The 15,899-nt window shown below is 65.3% G+C and carries 16 protein-coding genes; 6 read left to right on the forward strand and 10 right to left on the reverse strand.

From position 1 onward, the window contains the following. Window positions 1-18: 18 nt before the first annotated feature. From DESPIG_RS09515 to DESPIG_RS09545, 7 genes are all read right to left on the reverse strand, one after another. Window positions 19-1,494, reverse strand: coding sequence for an ATP-binding cassette domain-containing protein (locus tag DESPIG_RS09515; protein ID WP_006007972.1), 1,476 nt, complete (start codon window positions 1,492-1,494; stop codon window positions 19-21). Between the two features lie 396 nt (window positions 1,495-1,890). Next, complete coding sequence (locus tag DESPIG_RS09520) at window positions 1,891-2,718, reverse strand: histidinol-phosphatase (RefSeq protein WP_006007973.1); 828 nt, start codon at window positions 2,716-2,718, stop codon at window positions 1,891-1,893. A gap of 152 nt (window positions 2,719-2,870) precedes the next feature. Further along, window positions 2,871-4,286 (reverse strand): NADPH-dependent glutamate synthase, encoded by a 1,416-nt coding sequence (gene gltA / locus DESPIG_RS09525; RefSeq protein ID WP_006007974.1) that lies wholly within the window; start codon window positions 4,284-4,286, stop codon window positions 2,871-2,873. Beyond that, the gene (locus DESPIG_RS09530) at window positions 4,276-5,115 is read right to left on the reverse strand and encodes a sulfide/dihydroorotate dehydrogenase-like FAD/NAD-binding protein (protein WP_040369795.1); all 840 of its coding nucleotides are present in this window, start codon (window positions 5,113-5,115) and stop codon (window positions 4,276-4,278) included. Before DESPIG_RS09530 ends, gltA begins: the two co-directional genes overlap by 11 nt. A gap of 272 nt (window positions 5,116-5,387) precedes the next feature. Then, window positions 5,388-6,140 carry a precorrin-4 C(11)-methyltransferase gene (gene cobM, locus DESPIG_RS09535; RefSeq protein WP_006007976.1) on the reverse strand — a complete coding sequence of 251 codons (753 nt, stop codon included), beginning with the start codon at window positions 6,138-6,140 and terminating at the stop codon, window positions 5,388-5,390. Between the two features lie 120 nt (window positions 6,141-6,260). Next, the gene (gene cbiE / locus DESPIG_RS09540) at window positions 6,261-7,682 is read right to left on the reverse strand and encodes a precorrin-6y C5,15-methyltransferase (decarboxylating) subunit CbiE (protein ID WP_006007977.1); all 1,422 of its coding nucleotides are present in this window, start codon (window positions 7,680-7,682) and stop codon (window positions 6,261-6,263) included. A gap of 103 nt (window positions 7,683-7,785) precedes the next feature. After that, complete coding sequence (locus tag DESPIG_RS09545; protein WP_006007979.1) at window positions 7,786-8,634, reverse strand: histidine racemase CntK family protein; 849 nt, start codon at window positions 8,632-8,634, stop codon at window positions 7,786-7,788. 274 nt (window positions 8,635-8,908) lie between these two features. On the opposite strand from DESPIG_RS09545, the gene DESPIG_RS09550 reads away from it, so the two are divergent. Then, window positions 8,909-9,904 (forward strand): OmpA family protein, encoded by a 996-nt coding sequence (locus DESPIG_RS09550; protein ID WP_006007982.1) that lies wholly within the window; start codon window positions 8,909-8,911, stop codon window positions 9,902-9,904. A 72-nt stretch (window positions 9,905-9,976) separates the two neighbouring features. Then, on the forward strand, window positions 9,977-10,477 hold the full coding sequence (locus DESPIG_RS09555; RefSeq protein WP_006007984.1) for a hypothetical protein: 501 nt from the start codon (window positions 9,977-9,979) through the stop codon (window positions 10,475-10,477). Window positions 10,478-10,894: 417 nt separating this feature from the next. Here DESPIG_RS09555 and DESPIG_RS09560 read toward each other — a convergent pair whose 3' ends face one another. The 3 genes from DESPIG_RS09560 to thrB all read right to left on the reverse strand — a co-directional run bounded on the left by DESPIG_RS09560 (window position 10,895) and on the right by thrB (window position 14,365). Next, a complete protein-coding gene (locus DESPIG_RS09560) occupies window positions 10,895-12,007 on the reverse strand; it encodes an HlyD family secretion protein (protein ID WP_006007987.1) in 1,113 nt (370 codons plus the stop codon). A 16-nt stretch (window positions 12,008-12,023) separates the two neighbouring features. Further along, window positions 12,024-13,538, reverse strand: coding sequence for an MFS transporter (locus DESPIG_RS09565; RefSeq protein ID WP_306345844.1), 1,515 nt, complete (start codon window positions 13,536-13,538; stop codon window positions 12,024-12,026). A 278-nt stretch (window positions 13,539-13,816) separates the two neighbouring features. After that, the gene (thrB, locus tag DESPIG_RS09570) at window positions 13,817-14,365 is read right to left on the reverse strand and encodes a homoserine kinase (protein ID WP_040369796.1); all 549 of its coding nucleotides are present in this window, start codon (window positions 14,363-14,365) and stop codon (window positions 13,817-13,819) included. A 325-nt stretch (window positions 14,366-14,690) separates the two neighbouring features. On the opposite strand from thrB, the gene rpmH reads away from it, so the two are divergent. The 4 genes from rpmH to yidC all read left to right on the forward strand — a co-directional run. After that, the gene (rpmH, locus tag DESPIG_RS09575) at window positions 14,691-14,825 is read left to right on the forward strand and encodes a 50S ribosomal protein L34 (RefSeq protein ID WP_006007995.1); all 135 of its coding nucleotides are present in this window, start codon (window positions 14,691-14,693) and stop codon (window positions 14,823-14,825) included. Between the two features lie 42 nt (window positions 14,826-14,867). Further along, complete coding sequence (gene rnpA, locus DESPIG_RS09580) at window positions 14,868-15,263, forward strand: ribonuclease P protein component (protein WP_006007996.1); 396 nt, start codon at window positions 14,868-14,870, stop codon at window positions 15,261-15,263. Window positions 15,264-15,265: 2 nt separating this feature from the next. Further along, window positions 15,266-15,496 carry a membrane protein insertion efficiency factor YidD gene (gene yidD, locus DESPIG_RS09585; protein ID WP_006007998.1) on the forward strand — a complete coding sequence of 77 codons (231 nt, stop codon included), beginning with the start codon at window positions 15,266-15,268 and terminating at the stop codon, window positions 15,494-15,496. A 51-nt stretch (window positions 15,497-15,547) separates the two neighbouring features. Then, on the forward strand, window positions 15,548-15,899 hold a 352-nt coding region (gene yidC / locus DESPIG_RS09590), incomplete at its 3' end, for a membrane protein insertase YidC (protein WP_246118346.1).

Raw genomic sequence — 15,899 nt, forward strand, 5'->3', positions numbered from 1 at the left:
CCTCTCCCCCGTGTGCCCCTATACCAAAATCTCCAGGCGGCCCTGATGCATGCGCGCCCGGCGGTTGATGCAGGACGGCGCGTCGCCTTCGAAGTGGGAGACGAAGACCAGCGAGATGCCGCGGGCGGCCAGCTGGTCCAGCAGGTCCAGATACTGGCGGCGGGAGTCTTCGTCCAAAGCGGAGCAGGGTTCGTCCAGCAGCAGGATGTCCGGCTCGCCCATGAGGGCGCGGGCCAGGAACAGGCGGCGCAGCTGGCCGGTGGAGAGCAGGCGGATGGAGCGTTCCGCCAGATGGCCCACGCCCAGCTCGCGCATGACGCGGCGGGCCTGCTCCTGTTCGGCCTTGCTGTAGTCGCGGTAGACGCCCACGGTGTTTTCCAGACCGGTGCAGACCAGTTCCAGAGCCGTGATGCTGTAGCCGTACAGGGCCTGGGAGAGGTCGGAGACCAGGCGCACGCCCTTGCGGATCTCTTCCAGCAGCACGGTCTCGCCGCCGTGGTGGGGCAGATGGCGCACCAGCGTGCCGCCCACGGCCACGAATTCGTCCCCGGCCAGCATGCGCAGGAAGGTGGATTTACCCGAGCCGTTCTCGCCCTCGATGCGCCAGTGTTCGCCCTTGCGCAGCGTCCAGTCCACATCGTGCAATATCTCCTGCCCGTCGATGAAGACCGTGGCATGGCGCACGTCCAGCAGCGGGGCGGAGGGCTCAGGGGCGGGCGCCACGGCGCCGGCCAGGCTGATGTCCTCATATTCGCCTTCCTGCGGCGGCAGGGCGCTTCCCGGGGCCAGCAGGCGGCCCTGATGGATGACACGCGTCTTGCGGCACCAGTCCGGCACCTGTTCCGGGCGGTGGCTGCTCATGATGACCGTGCAGTGCTCGCGCACGCTGTCCAGCACTTCATAGAAACGGCGGCTGTGATCGGCATCCAGCCCGTCGCTGCATTCGTCCAGCAGGAGCAGGTCGGGCTGACGGACCAGGGCTCGGCCCAGCAGGAGCAGGCGGAGCTGGCCCTGCGAGACTTCCGGCACCATCCTGTCCAGCAGGTCCAGGGCGCGCAGGCGCCGTGCCATGTCCTCCACCTGCGCATGACGCTGTTCGGAAGTGTTGGTGTAGAGCAGGGGGGTATCTTCAAATGCCGTGAGCAGCAGTTCCCGGCCGGTGATGTACCAGCGCTGGCGCTGGTAGTTCTCCTGCTGGTCGGGCGAGACCAGGGCGCTGACGGCGCGGCCCGCGATGGGCGAGGTCTCCGCGCCTTCGCTGGTATGCCAGACGATGCGGCCTTCCGCCGGCCAGAGCAGGCCGTGCATGAGGCGCATGAGCGTGGTCTTGCCGGCACCGTTGTGGCCCAGCAGCAAGTGGTGCTCGCCACGGCACAGATGCCAGTCGATATGGTGCAGGATCATTTTCTGCCGGGCATCGCCGGGCAGGAACAGGCTCAGGTCTTCGATGTCCACCAGGGGACTGCCGGGAAGGAGATGGGACTGGGTTTCCATGAGAGGCTCGTGAAACTGGCGGCACGTATCCGTCCTACGGACCGCGGAAAGATGGGGAAAACTGTCCGGGGACGGACAGCCTGAAAACATACGCAATGGGGCGGGCCTGCACGCTGTCGGGCACAGGGCCCTGCTGCGGGGCCCGTTGACCGGAGACATGGGGCAACGGGCCTTGCCCGGACGTGAGTGGGGCCCGCGCTGAAGGAGAGCCCCTGCTCTCCCGCAAGCGTCATCTTTTGGGATAACGCGCTGGGGAAGGGAGTTTGGGGGAAGCCCTCCCGTACGGACAACGACCGGATGGCGACCGCAGGGACGTACCCGCTGGCGCCTGCTTCACGGGCATCGCCAGCGGAGATGGGGCTTCCCCCGGAAAAAGATCCGGCGCCGTACTCTTTCCTACAGCGGCAGCACGTGCTGTTGTCCCTGCTTGTACCAGACGCTCTGGGTGAAGCCGAAGGCGCGGGCGTAGCTTTCCAGACGAGGGAAGGCAAAGGCCACGTCGGTGGTGATATGGGCGTCGGAGGCGAAGGTCACGGGCACGCGGAGCTCGGCGGCCAGCTGCATGATGGGGGCGCAGGGATAGATCTCGCGGCAGGGCTTGCGCAGCCCGGCGGACGAGATCTCCATGGCCATGCCCGCGTCGCGCAGCTCGGTGAGGGCCGTGCGGATGATGTCGAGGCTGCCGGGCTTGTTGAGCCAGATGTGGAAGCGGTCCACGGAGAAGATCTTGATGAGGTCGGGGTGGGCGGCGATCTGGAACATGCCCGAGGCGATCATCTCGCGCCAGCTCTGGAAGTAGCGCACATAGTTCCGCTCGCATTCTTCCTGCGAAAGGATGTCCCAGTCCGAGGCCCGGTCGTCGAAGCCCCAGTGGCCGATAAAGTGCACGCTGCCCAGCAGGTAGTCGAAATCATAGGCGGTGCAGGCCTGGCGGGCAAAATCCGTCTGTCCGTCCAGCCAGTCCATCTCCATGCCGAACAGCACCTGGCAGGCATCGGGAGCGGCGTTGTCGCGCAGCTCGCAGACCTCGCGGGCATAGGTGGGCATGAAGCGGCTCAGCTGTTCGCGGTATTCGTTGGTATAGTCGAAGCCCAGCGGACGCGGGGAATGTTCGGTGAAGCCCAGCAGTTTGAGCCCGGCCGTACAGGCGGCGGCGTACATCTCCTGGGGCGTGCTGGCACCGTGGGAATAGCGGGTATGGCTGTGGAGGTCGGCGATGATCATGGTGGTCTCCGGGGAGCGCCCCGGCCTGTCAGGGACAGACGGGATGGCCGTGATGGCGGCAGGTCGCGGACGCGGCTGAGATGGGGGCAGGGCCCGAGGGAAAAAAACGGGGAGGGCGGACCCTCCCCGTGATGTGCTGACGCTATGGCCGGTTAACCGAGCAGGCGGCGGCAGATCTCCTGACCGGCCCGGCGTCCGGCGCCCATGGCCAGGATGACCGTGGCCGCGCCGGTGACGATGTCGCCGCCGGCGAAGACGTTGGGCAGCGAGGTCTCGCCCGTGGCTTCATCCACCTTGATGTAGCCGCGTTCGGTCTTTTCCAGGCCTTCGGTGGCTTCCAGCAGGATGGGGTTGGAACGGGTGCCCAGGGCCACGATGGCCAGGTCGGTGGCCAGTTCGTAGGTGGCGCCTTCCACGGGCACGGGGCGACGGCGGCCGGAGGCGTCGGGCTCGCCCAGTTCCATCTTCTGCAGGGTCACGGACGTGAGCTTCATCTCGGCGTCCCCGTTGAACTTCACGGGGGCGGCCAGCATCTCGAACTTCACGCCTTCTTCCTCCGCATGTTCCACTTCCTCGCGGCGGGCGGGCATCTCGGCCTTGGTGCGGCGGTAGACGATATGCACGCTTTCCGCGCCCATGCGCAGGGCGGTACGGGCGGCGTCCATGGCCACGTTGCCGGCGCCGAACACGGTCACATGCTTGCCGAGGTAGGCGGGGGTGTCCTGTTCGGGGAAGGCATAGGCGCGGCCCAGGTTCACGCGGGTCAGGTATTCGTTGGCGGAGAACACGCCCACCAGGTTTTCGCCGGGAACGCCCAGGAAGACCGGCAGACCGGCGCCCACGCCGATGAAGACCGCGTCATATTCCTTGCGCAGTTCGTCCACGGTGAAGGTGCGGCCGCCCACGCTGTTGAGGTGGAAGTCCACACCGGAGCGGCGCAGGCCGTCCACTTCGGTGGCCACCACGTTCTTGGGCAGACGGAAAGAGGGGATGCCGTAGATGAGCACGCCGCCGGGCTCGTGCAGGGCTTCGAACACGTCCACCTTGAGGCCATTGGCGGCGCAGACGCCCGCACAGGTCAGGGAGGAAGGACCGGAGCCGATGCAGGCCATCTTCTTGCCCTTGACGGGCATGGCACAGGAATTGGTGCCGGTCACCTGCTCGCAGGCGCTGGTGGCGATGTAGGTGTCGGCCACGAAGCGTTCCAGGCGGCCGATGGCGATGGGCTGGCCCTTGGCGTTGAGGATGCACTTGCCTTCGCACTGGTGTTCCTGCGGGCAGACGCGGCCGCACACGGCAGGCAGGCTGTTGGTGGTCTTGATGATGCGGTAGGCGGCGTCGAAGTTGCCGCGGGCCACTTCACCGATGAAGTCGCGGATGGGCACTTCCACGGGGCAGCCCTTCATGCAGAGGGGCTTTTTGCACTGCAGGCAGCGGGAGGCTTCCTGCATGGCCATCTCTTTGGTGTAGCCGGTGGCCACTTCGTCGAAATTGTGAGCGCGCACGTCCGCGGGCTGGCAGGGCATGTCCACGCGCGGAGCAATGGTCTTCTTGGGCTTAGTTTCCATGGGTGCTCCTGTACTGGTCGATGGAGACCTTTTCCTGATCGCGGTAGGCGCCCAGACGGCGGCGCAGTTCGTCGAAGTCCACCTTGTGGCCGTCGAATTCGGGGCCGTCCACACAGGCGAACTTGGTCTTGCCGTCCACGGTCACGCGGCAGGCGCCGCACATGCCGATGCCGTCCACCATGATGGGGTTGAGGCTGACGGTGGTGTGCACGCCGTAGGGACGGGTGGTGTTGGCCACGGCGGCCATCATGGGCACGGGACCCACGGCCACCACTTCAAAGACGTCTTTGTCGGATTCCAGACGGTCGCGGAGCAGGTCGGTGACCAGGCCCTTGTGACCGTAGCTGCCGTCGTCGGTGGAGATGAGCAGTTCGTCCACGAAGCTGGCCAGTTCCTTTTCGAACAGGAGCAGGTCCTTGTTGCGGGCGCCGATGATGCCCACGACCTTGTTGCCGATGCGCGAATGGCCCTTGGCGATGTGGTGCATGGCGGCAATGCCGGTACCGCCGCCCACACAGATGACGGTGCCCTTTTTCTCGATGTGGGTGGGCTTGCCCAGGGGGCCGCAAACGTCCAGGATCTCGTCGCCGGCCTTGAGGTCCTCAAGGATGGCCGTGCTCTTGCCCATGACCAGATAGACGATGGTGATGGTGCCCTTTTCGGCATCGGTATCGGCGATGGTCAGGGGGATGCGCTCGCCCGTGGGGCTCATGCGCAGCATGACGAAATGACCGGGCCGGGCGTGGCTGGCAATGGCCGGCGCGTGCAGCACCAGTTTGCTGGTCTTGCCCGGGATGAGGCTTTCTTTTTCCAGAATGGGGGTTGGCATGATGTTCCTGCACTCCTGCTGCGGGATAATGGAAAGTGCCAGCTTACCCAAGCTTTTTACCGCTTGCAAGCATTGCGGTATGAAATGAGGGATTGTGAAAAGCGGGGCGCCCCAAGGACAACGGGTGCGGCTTTTTTGCGGCATACGGGGAGCGCGGACCGGGCGGGAAGGCGGCCATGGCGCGCTGCCGTGCCCGGCTGGTAGCGGATGGAAAGGATGACTGAGTTGTACGGCGATCCGGGAAAGGCTTTGGGGCGCTTTCCCGGATCGCATCAATCGTGATCGGTATGCGGGCCGCAGGTACGCGGCGCCGGGGCGTCTTCTCCCTCGCCGGGCAGGACGAGGACCACGGTCTGGCGGGAAAGGCCATTCTTTTCGATGGTCTCGGCCAGCAGGTCGAGGCGGGTGCGGATGAGCTGCTGGTCGGGCCAGCCCAGGCGGAAGGCGCAGATGACGGGCGTGGCGGCGGGCAGGGACTGTTCCAGTTCCTCCTGCATGGCGCGGGCCTGCATGGCGGAAAGGTAGACGGCCAGCGTGGTGCCGTGCCTGGCCAGATGGCGCAGGGCCTCCTGTTCGGGCATGGGCGTACGGCCGGGCATGCGGGTCATGATCAGGCTCTGGGTGGCGCCGGGCACGGTAAAGCTGCATCCGGCAGCGGCAGCGGCGGCGCTGGCGGCCGTGATGCCGGGCACCACCTGCCAGGGGATGCCGTCCCTGTCCAGCAGGGCCAGCTGTTCGCGCAGGGCGCTGTAGACGGCGGGGTCGCCGGTATGCAGATGTACCACGGGCTGACCGGCACGGGCGAACTGGAGCATGAGGGAATGGCATTCCTCCAGATCCAGCGGGGCGGCGTCGATGACGCTGGCACGGGGCGATGCCAGATCCAGCAGGGCGGGCGGGATCATGGAGCCGGCGTAGAGCAGCAGGGCGGCCTCTTCGATGAGGCGTTTCCCCTTGAGGGTGAGCAGTTCCGGGTCACCGGGACCCGCGCCGACGAAACTGACCATACCTGGCTGCTTTTCCATGATATCCTCCGGTTGGCGGGGCGTGGCATCGCCATCCCGCGTCCCTGTAGCGTGTCATGCCGGGGGACGGCGTCCAGAGGGGGCCGCCTCCCGCATGGGGCACAGGCCCCCGATCTTTTCCTAGCCCTGGTCCCCTTCCTGTCCGGGTTTGTCCACGGCCAGCAGGAAGACCGGGTTGGCGGCGGCCAGGAAGATGTCCCGGCCCAGCGGCCGGGACTGGGCGGACTGCACCTGCATCACTTCGGCGGGCCAGCCCAGGCCCTCGAAAAAGGCACGGCAGCGGGCCAGCGTATCCAGCAGGATGCAGCTCACCACCAGCCGTCCGCCGGGCAGCAGACGGCGACAGACCTGTTCCAGCAGGTTGTGGGCCCCGTCGCCGGAAAGCCCGCCGCCGATGAAGACCCGGTGCGGGTCGGGCAGGCGCGGCAGACACTGGGGCACCGTGCCCAGACAGACATCCACCGAGGCGGCCCCGAAGCGGCGGCGGTTCTCCTGGATGTCCAGAGCGCGGGAAGGGGCGCGTTCCACGGCCACCACGCGGCCCTCGTGGGCCAGACAGGCGGCCTCCAGAGCCACGGAACCGGAACCGGCGCCCAGATCCCAGACCGTATGCCGGGGCTCGGGCCGCAGCAGGGCCAGGGCGGCGGCACGCACGGCGGGTTTGGTCAGCAGGCCGTCCTCGTGACGCAGTTCGGCGGGCAGCAGGCCGGGATGCGGACGGCGCATCTCGCCCGCGGGCGTCAGCAGCACGGTACAGACAGCTCCGAAGCGGGCCGCGGCGGCTTCTTCCAGGGTAAAATGATGTTCCTTTTCCCCGTCGCTCCCCATGTTTTCAAAAACATGCATGGCGAACCAGTCCACGCCCCTGTCCAGCAGATGGCGGGCCAGCAGGTCGGGCGTCATGCGGGCATCGGTGAGCAGGCTGATGGGCCGGTGCCGGTGGATGGCCGCATGGAGGGGCGTCAAGTCGTCGCGGCCGTGCAGGGAAAGGCAGATGACGTCATGCCAGGGCAGGCCCAGACGGGCGCAGGCCTGCTGCAGGGAGCTGACCCCGGGCAGGATGCGCACGGCTTCGGGGCCCAGCTGGCGCAGGAGCGTAGTGCCGATGCCGTAAAACAGGGGGTCGCCGTCGGCCAGCACGACCACTTTTTTGCCGCCGGCGCGCAGATGGCTGATGCGGGCCAGCACCGGTTCCAGCGGCGCGGTCAGGGGGAGCTGACGGGCGGGGAGATCGTCGAAGGCCGCCAGCAGGCGACGGCCGCCGCACAGGACGTCGGCCTGTTCGATGAGGTGCAGCCGGGCGGGCGAAAGGCCCTCGCGCAGGGGCAGGGCGCAGTCCAGGCCCAGGACCAGCACGGGCTCGGCCGCCGTATCGGCGGGTTCGAACACGAAAGCGGAGTGCAGCAGGCTCTCCTGCGGGGACCAGGTATCCGTATCGGGCGCGACCGGAGCGGCCGGGGACGGTGCCGGCGGGGTATCGGCCGGACGGGAAGGACGGGGAGCGGGCAGGCTGATGCCGGGGAGGAGGTTCTGCTGTTTCATGTATCTTTGGTTGGAAAGGAACGGGACAGGACGCGCGGAGCGCGCAAAAAAGGGCAGCCGCAGCGACCGGGCGCGAGCCCGGCAGACGGCCGCCCTAAAAAGATCAGGCCTGGGCGTCGGGCAGCCAGACGCGGCCGCGGGCCACAAGATCCACAGGACCGTCGATGAAGGCTTTGCCCTGTTCATCGTCGGGGATGTGGACATGCAGGGAGCTGCCGCCGGGCTGCATGATGTCCAAAGGCTTGCGGTTGCCCTTGGCGGCCAGCAGCAGGGCCAGGGCCAGGGCGCCGGAACCGCAGGCGTTCTCGATGCAGGTGGTGTGGGCATCGCGCACATGGACCACGGGCAGCATGTCCAGCATGCCCGCGCGGCGGCCCCACCAGATGACGCCGCTGGCCACTTCGCCGGTCATGCCGTACTGGCGGCGCAACATGCGCGAGGCGGCGATGCAGTCCTCGGGCTGCATGTGCACCTCACCGTCCAGCAGCAGATGGCAGATGCCGGGCAGGCGCACCAGATGGATGCCCTGTTCCGGGTGGGTGATGGGGCAGGGCGGCAATTGCAGCTCGGCGCGCACCTGCCAGTGGGGAGAGGTGCCGCGTACCTGGAGCCGGATGGGGGTCTGCCAGCCGGAGACCTGCACCTCATAGCGGTGCTCGTTGGTCAGCTTCTGGCGGGCGATGCCCTGAAGCGTGGCCTCGGGCGAGGCGCTCTCGCGGAAGGCCAGCAGGGCGCCGAAGGCCCGTGTGGCGTTGACGCAGAACTCACCGCCCGCCATGCGCAGGCGGCGTTCTTCCACAGAGACGAAACCGGCCTGTTCCGCCCCCAGGCTGTCAGGACGCATGGCCTGCCGGGCCAGCTCCGCCTGCCGGGCCGCATCCAGGCCCGCGGCAGGGAAAAAGAGCGTCGTGTTGCCGCCGGGGCTCCATTTGGAAAAATCGAGTGCTGGCATAACCCATCCTTTTGTATCTATTCAGTATGCTACAGGCGGGCCCGACTGTCCAGCCACCGGGCATCCCCGGCGGGCATCGGCGCTGCCGGGTCGCTCCGTGGCCTGCCGGGAGCCGCGGCACGGGAGGGGCGCTGAAAGAAAGAACGCTTGCCCTTTACTGCGAAACGCGCTAATTTTTAAAGGTGTCAATACCCTTTCCAATAAAGGCAAAAGGTAGCTGGCGCATATTGCCTGGCATGTTGCAGGCAAAACAATAACTTTTTTGGGAGGCATCATGAAATCTTTCCGCCTGCTGGCCCTTACCGCCGCGGTTCTTCTGAGCTTCGCCGTGGCTGCCGTGGCCGCTCCTGTCTGCAGCAAGAAGGTCAACAGCTTCGACTTCGTCGTGGACTACTCCGGCTCCATGATGATGAAGAATGACAAAATGAAGCAGGACAAGATCGAAGTGGCCAAGATCGCCCTGAAGCGCGTCAACGCCGCCATCCCCGCCCTGGACTTCAAGGGTGGCCTGCATACCATCGCTCCTAACGGCACCGTCATCGAACAGGGCCCCTGGAACCGCGCCGCCATGGATAGCGGTATCAACACCCTGCGCAGCGGCTTTGCCACCTTCGGCCGCATGACCAACATGGGCGACGGCCTGCAGACCTACGAGCCCTTCCTGAGCTCCATGGAACGCAGCGCTGCCCTGATCCTGGTGACCGACGGCGACAACAACCGCGGTATGGATCTGGTGGAAGTGGCCCGTCAGGTGTACGCCACCCAGCGTAACATGGTCATCCACGTGATCTCCCTGGCCGACACCCCGCAGGGCGAAGCCACCGTCAAGGCCATTGCCGGCATGAACCCCGCCTCCGTGCTGGTTCGCGCTGAAGACCTGGCCACCAGCGACGCCGAAGTGGAACGCTTCGTGCTGGCCGTGTTCTGCCAGGAAGAAACCGTGATCGTGCTGCGCGGCGTCAACTTCGCCTTCGACTCCTATGCCCTGGACAGCAAGGCCATGGGCATCCTGGACGAAGCCGCCGGCCTCATCAAGTCCAAGCCCAACACCAAGATCGTGCTGACCGGCTGGACCGACTCCCGTGGTAGCGACGCCTACAACGCCAAGCTGTCCAAGAACCGCGCCGAAGCCGTTAAGGGCTACCTGGCCAAGCAGGGCGTGCCCGCCAGCCGCATGACCGCCATCGGCAAGGGCAAGTCCTTCAAGTACAGCAACGACAGCGAAGAAGGCCGTTACATGAACCGTCGTACGGAGATCTCCTTCGACTAAACGGCGCCCCTTTCCCCCTTTGAATGAAACCCGGCGGAAACGCCGGGTTTTTCCATTAAGGAGTAATGACAAATGAAAAAGATTCTGGCAGTCAGCCTGCTGACCAGCCTGCTGTGCGGCGGCTGCGCCCTGTTCGGCGGGGACGAAGGCTCCAGCCCGGCCACGGCCGCCCCTGCTGAAGAACCCGCTACCGAGGTCGCCAAAGCCCCTGAAAAAGCTCCGGCCAAGGCGGCCCCCGTGTCCCAGTCCAAGCTGGAAGCCGATCTGTACAAGACCGGCCAGAGCCTGGTGGGCCGTGCCTCCCGCACGGTGATGCCTTCCAAGGCCCACAAGGAAGTGCGCAAGGTGGGCAAGGAATACGTGGCCACCTATGTGGAAGTGGATACCGACAGCCTGACCACCGAAGTGCGCAAGGGCGCCCGCGGTTATGTGGGCTTCATCCGCTATTCCGAGCATGTCTATGAATGCCGCGGTGCCAGCAAGAGCGGTGCCCTTTCCGCTCCCTGCGAAAAGATCAAGACCCGCAACCTCAATGAAATGATCCGTTACGACGGCAAGAAGTGGCAGTACTAGTCCTGCCGCGCCCTGTCTGAAACGGAAGCCCCCATCCCTCACGGGAAGGGGTTTTTTTTCGGTCTGCGGAAAGTCATCGGCGGGCAGGGGAGCGGCTCAGCGGCAGCGTGGGCGACGAAAGCGTATGGGGAACCACCGGGAAGCGGAAAGGGGAAGAGACCTGGGGGCATGGGAAAATATCCGGGGCGCCGTGCTGACGGGTGATCTTGCGCAGGCGGCAGGGCATGCCCGGAGGGCCCTGGGCTGTGGGAGCCGTGCGGGCTTCCATGGAGAGCCGGAATATCGGGAGGAGGAAAGAAGGTCACGGGAGGATGCCGTCACCACGGACAGGCGGAAGGCATGCCAAGGGGAGATCGGAGGAGGCGGTCTGCTGCCCGTCCGGTAGCGCAGCTCGTCCTTTCCTGCATCCCCGGCCGGCTAGGCTCCCGTCTGTCCGCTGCCGGTATCGATGCGGGTGATGACCGACATACCGGAACGGATCTCCGGCAGGCGTTCCTGGCCGGGTTCGAAGGCGATGCGCACCGGGATGCGCTGGACGACCTTGGTGAAGTTGCCGGACGAGGTGTCCTTGGGCAGCAGGGAAAAGGTGGCCCCGGTGGCGGGCGAGATGCTCTCCACATGGCCCCGGAAGGTGTGGCCGGGGAAGGTATCGATGAGGATCTCCACGGGCTGGCCCACCCGGATGTTGCCGATCTGGGTCTCCTTGTAATTGGCGACGATGTAGGGGGACATGTCCAGCACCAGCGAGACGACCTGCATGCCTTCCCTGACCAGATCCCCCACCTGTATCTTGCGGGCGCCGGTATGGCCGTTGCCTGGGGCGGTGATGATGGTGTGCCCCAGGTCGATGAGGGCGCTCTGCAACTGCGCTTCCGCGGCCCGAAGGTCAGCCTCGCGCAGTTGCCTGTCGGCCTTTTGCAGTTCGAGCTTGCGCTCCTGCACCCGGACTTCGGCCAGGGCTTCACGGTGGCTGTGCTGGGCCGTGCGCAGGTTGATCTCCGCCGAGTCCGCCTCACGCGTGGAGACGGCATTGCACTTGAAGAGCTTCTGCACGCGGGCGTTCTCGCGGCTGGCCAGATCGAGGCGGGCCGCCGCGTTCTCCGCGGCCACGCGGGCCTGCCGGATGCAGGCTTCCTGCAAGCCAATCTCCAGATCGAGACGCTCCAGATTGGCGGCGTTCTTGTCCCTGACGGCCCGGGCCTGGTCCGTGCGGGCCCGGTAGTCGGCGTCCTGCACGCGCAGGAGCACGTCACCGGCCTTCACCCGCTGGAAATCGCCAAAGCCCACCTGGGCCACATAGCCGTTGACCTTGGCTTCCAGCACCACGCGGTCCAGCTGGGTATAGGCGTTGTCCGTCTCCTGTATGCGCTTGCCGCTCTCCAGCCGGTTGAAGTTCAGCAGGAAGAAGAGGATGACGAGCAGCAGCATGCCCAGGATGATCCATGGCGAGAGCCGGAAAAGGGCCAGCAGGCGGTCATACAGGGCCAGCTTTAGCAGTTCGTCGGCAAAACCGGGTTTGAGGCTGTTCATGACGGTCCCCGTGCGTTCAGTTTCCCGGTGTGCCCAGATCCACGGGGCTGACCGGCGTTGGTTTCATGGCCTTGACGAAGGCCAGCAGCAGCATGGTGCCCAGAGCGATGCAGACACAGAGGGCAAAGACATCGTTGATCCCCAGGATGAAGGCATCGGTCTGCAACTGTTCCCGCAGCTGGTCCAGCGAGCCGCCGCTGTCCAGAAAGCGCGCCACGGCCGGGGCGTCACCCGTCAGGCGGCTGCCCGTCTGGCTGAAGTACAGATCCTCCCGCTGCCGGATGAGCAGCAGGAACAGAGCATTGCCCGCGATGGGCGTGGAGATGCGCGAGACCTGGATATAGGCCAGTAGGCCCACGGCGGTCTTGGCCGTGAAGCAGGCCATGCAGAAGGCCATCAGGGAAAGGAAGACCAGCGGATGCCCGATGGAGAACAGGATGGCCATGGGGAAAAAGTCGGCGGCCATCCAGTCCGCGGTGATGAAGGTGCCCTGATAGCAGGCCAGCCCCATGAGCAGGACGCCCGTGGCGCAGAGCAGGCGCGTGTCCGTCTTGAGCACCAGGAAGGCGCAAAAGGGTGTGGCCAGCAGTTGCAGCAGGGCCACCAGCAGCAGGGCCACCAGCAGCAGGGCCACCAGCAGCAGGGGCAGGCCGCTTTGCAGGGGCCGCAGATCGTGCACCGTGTCCAGGAACAGGGTGATGAGCAGGGAATTGGCGGAAAGGATGAATATATAGATGATGACCATGCCCACGGACATGATGATGTTGAAGTCCGCGAACAGCCGGGGCGGTGCCCAGGGGCGTTCCACCAGCGCCTCGTTGGCGAGGAAGAGGCAAAAGCTGACGAGGCCGCCGGCCAGGAACACCGTGATGATGCCCGAATCGAACCAGCCCAGGCGTTCGCCCTGGTCCAGCCCGGCATAGATGAGGACGGCGCTCAGGCAATAGAAGGCCATGCCGGAATAGTCCGGCTTGTGCAGCAGTTCCCTGATGGGCGTATCCGGGGGCAGATGGCGCTGGAGCAGGACGAAATAGACGAACATGATGAGCCCGGACTGCCAGTAGATCCATTGCCAGCCCATATATTCCAGATAGAAGGCCCCCAGCGAGACGCCGGAATTGATGCCCAGGGAGACACGGAAGGTGAAAAAGGCCAGCACCACCACCCACCACGGCGGCGGCAGATGCTTGAGCATGATCTGTATGGTGGCCGTCACGAAGGAGCCGATGAGCAGGCCCATGAGGGCATGGGCCACGAGCAGGTTCTCGTAGCCGGAGATGAAGGGGATGCAGAAGGCCACGCAGACGAAGCCCAGGGAAAGCGGCAGGAGCAGGCGCCGCAGGCCCAGCGCCGTCAGGAAAAAGGGAAGTATGGGCGCAAGGATGAGCTGTGATGCCGATGCAACTGTACTGATGACGGAGCCTTCATCATATGATAGTCCCCAGATACCACGCAGATCGGGCAGTGATGAGACAAGAAGACGGCTGTGGAATGTCGTCATGGCGGCGGCAAGACAGATGGCGACAAGTATCCCGGCCTGACTTCAGCTCAAAGGAGGAAGGAGAGGTTTGCGTGCATCCATGTCCATACATGAGTTCAAAAGGCTGTCAGCAGATAAAAGTGCCTATTGACCGATGGTACATCGGAAACATGCGTCCGGAAAAATGTCAAGCGGAAAAGTGGTAGCAGCCTGCTGCGCTTTGGGGAAGCGGGCAAAGGAGAGCGGGCGGCACCCGGGGCAGGGCAAAGGCCATAAAAAAGCCCCCGCCCGAAAAGGCGGAGGCCCGTCATGCGTAGGGTGGGAAGGTGTCAGGCCGTGGGCAGGCCAGGCAAATGCTCGGCGATCCAGCGGGCGCACTGCTGGGGCGTCTTCTGGCGGGCGTCGCAGCGCAGGGTGGCGTAGTGGGTGTAGAGGGCCTCGCGTTCATAAAAGATGTCGGCCAGGGTCTGCCCCGGAGCGATGGCCAGGCCGCGTTCGGGATTGCGGGCGATGCGCTCCTGGATGGTCTCCAGCGGCACGTCCAGGAAGACCACGGGCCCCAGGGTGGCCAGGTGCGCCATGGCCTGCGGTCGGTAGACGGCACTGCCGCCCGTGGCGATGACCGTGCGCTGGACGCGGATGGAGCTCAGCATCACGGCTTCCAGATCCAGGAAGGCTTCCTTGCTCAGGGCATCGGTAACGGCTTGCAGGCGGTCGGCATACAGGGCCTCCATAAGATAGTCGCTGTCCATGAAGGCCCAGCCCAGGGTCTGGGCCAGGGCCATGCCCACAGTGGATTTTCCCGCGCCGGCCATGCCGATGAGGACCACACAGGGACAGGCGGGCGGCGGGGGCAGCAGATGTTCTGGCGTGGACATGCGGTCTCCTTGGTGATATTGGAAGAAAAATTGTGCCGTCGCAGGCACATCCTGTCAAGGCGCAAAAGGCCTTTACCGACAGGCAGGGAGCGGTCCCGCCGGCGTTTTTTTGTTCATTGTCCCGCCCGGGGAGGGTGAACAAGCCTTGACGGCGGGCCTTATGCCGTGTATGTAACCCTTTCAAATTTACAGGCTGCAAGGCGTATTCCGTGCAGCGACAGTGCTGCGGGCACGGGCAAGCCTTCCCGCTTATGTCGCGCAAAACTCGCGCCGGGCCACTTGGCCTGCTGTCCGTCGCCGCAGCCACACGCAAGGAGCTAGAGCAATGAAGAGAACATACCAGCCCAGTAAAGTCAGAAGAGCCCGCACCCACGGTTTCCGCGCCCGCATGGCCACCCCCAGCGGCCGCGCCATCCTGCGCCGTCGTCGCGCCAAGGGTCGCAAGCATCTGAGCGCCTAGTCGATTGGGGGCTGCGCCCCGCGATCCCAGAAGCGAGCCATCATGGCCGAACGCCTTTTTCTGCCCCGCCAGAGCCGCATCCGCAAACAAGCGGAGTATTCCGCGTGCTACGAGCGGGGCAGGCGTTACCATACGGAGCATTTCCTTGTTTTTGTACGGCCCCGCGAAAACGGGGCCTGTACGCGTATGGGCATGGCTGTATCCCGCAAGGTGGGCAAAGCGGTCACGCGCAACCGGGTCAAACGTCTGCTGCGGGAATTCTTTCGCCTGCACCGGGCACTTTTGCCCGAACATCTGGATATCGTCGCTGTGGCCAAAAAGCACACCGGCGCGGCGGACCTGAACCAGGACCGCGTCAACGCCCAGTTGCTGCCGCTGCTGCAGCGCCTGCCGGGCCTGCACCCGGCCAGGAACAACGGCAGCCGGAACAGGGACTAGCCATGCTGCGCCGTCTCTTCGTCCTGCCCATCCGCTTCTACCAGCTGTTCATCTCTCCGGTCCTGCCCCCTGCCTGTCGTTTTTACCCCACATGTTCCGCCTACGCCCTGGAAGCCATCATGACCCACGGCGTATTGCGCGGCGGCTGGCTGGCCTTGCGTCGTCTGGCCCGCTGCCATCCCTGGGGCGGCTCGGGATATGATCCCGTGCCCCCTGCGCGGCGTCACCCGTAGTCTCTGCTTCATGGAGTACCTCCCCGCATGCAAGACGGCAAAAATCTTATCATGGCAATTGTCCTGTGTCTGCTCGTGGTCGTCGGCTGGAGCTATCTGGCCGACTATATGGGTTGGGTGGTCAAACCCGATCCGGCCGAGATAGCCAAGATGGAGGCTGCCCAGGCCGAGCAGGCCCAGAAGGCCCAGGCTGAAGCCGAAGCCAAGCAGAAGGCCCAGGCCGAGCCCCTGCCTGCCTTCACTCCCGCTCCCGGCGTGGACGTGACGGTGGACGCCCCCCTGTACAAGGCCGTGCTGCATTCCGGCGGCGGTGTGCTGCGCTCCTTCGAGCTCAAGAAGTACACCACCGGCCTGGACGAGGATTCTCCCCGCATCAATATGGTGGATCCCCAGACCGCCGCTG

The sequence above is a fragment of the Desulfovibrio piger ATCC 29098 genome, assembly GCF_000156375.1.
Classification (GTDB): Bacteria; Desulfobacterota; Desulfovibrionia; order Desulfovibrionales; family Desulfovibrionaceae; genus Desulfovibrio; species Desulfovibrio piger.

Excerpts from the sequence above, each read along its gene's own strand:
- DESPIG_RS09520 (WP_006007973.1), bottom strand. The coding sequence starts at position 2,718 with ATGATCATCGCCGACCTCCACAGCCATACCCGCTATTCCCACGGTGCC.
- DESPIG_RS09550 (WP_006007982.1), top strand. The coding sequence starts at position 8,909 with ATGAAATCTTTCCGCCTGCTGGCCCTTACCGCCGCGGTTCTTCTGAGC.
- thrB (WP_040369796.1), bottom strand. The coding sequence starts at position 14,365 with ATGTCCACGCCAGAACATCTGCTGCCCCCGCCGCCCGCCTGTCCCTGT.
- rnpA (WP_006007996.1), top strand. The coding sequence starts at position 14,868 with ATGGCCGAACGCCTTTTTCTGCCCCGCCAGAGCCGCATCCGCAAACAA.
- DESPIG_RS09555 (WP_006007984.1), top strand. The coding sequence starts at position 9,977 with ATGAAAAAGATTCTGGCAGTCAGCCTGCTGACCAGCCTGCTGTGCGGC.
- gltA (WP_006007974.1), bottom strand. The coding sequence starts at position 4,286 with ATGGAAACTAAGCCCAAGAAGACCATTGCTCCGCGCGTGGACATGCCC.
- DESPIG_RS09530 (WP_040369795.1), bottom strand. The coding sequence starts at position 5,115 with ATGCCAACCCCCATTCTGGAAAAAGAAAGCCTCATCCCGGGCAAGACC.
- rpmH (WP_006007995.1), top strand. The coding sequence starts at position 14,691 with ATGAAGAGAACATACCAGCCCAGTAAAGTCAGAAGAGCCCGCACCCAC.
- DESPIG_RS09560 (WP_006007987.1), bottom strand. The coding sequence starts at position 12,007 with ATGAACAGCCTCAAACCCGGTTTTGCCGACGAACTGCTAAAGCTGGCC.
- cbiE (WP_006007977.1), bottom strand. The coding sequence starts at position 7,682 with ATGAAACAGCAGAACCTCCTCCCCGGCATCAGCCTGCCCGCTCCCCGT.
- DESPIG_RS09545 (WP_006007979.1), bottom strand. The coding sequence starts at position 8,634 with ATGCCAGCACTCGATTTTTCCAAATGGAGCCCCGGCGGCAACACGACG.
- DESPIG_RS09515 (WP_006007972.1), bottom strand. The coding sequence starts at position 1,494 with ATGGAAACCCAGTCCCATCTCCTTCCCGGCAGTCCCCTGGTGGACATC.
- yidD (WP_006007998.1), top strand. The coding sequence starts at position 15,266 with ATGCTGCGCCGTCTCTTCGTCCTGCCCATCCGCTTCTACCAGCTGTTC.
- cobM (WP_006007976.1), bottom strand. The coding sequence starts at position 6,140 with ATGGAAAAGCAGCCAGGTATGGTCAGTTTCGTCGGCGCGGGTCCCGGT.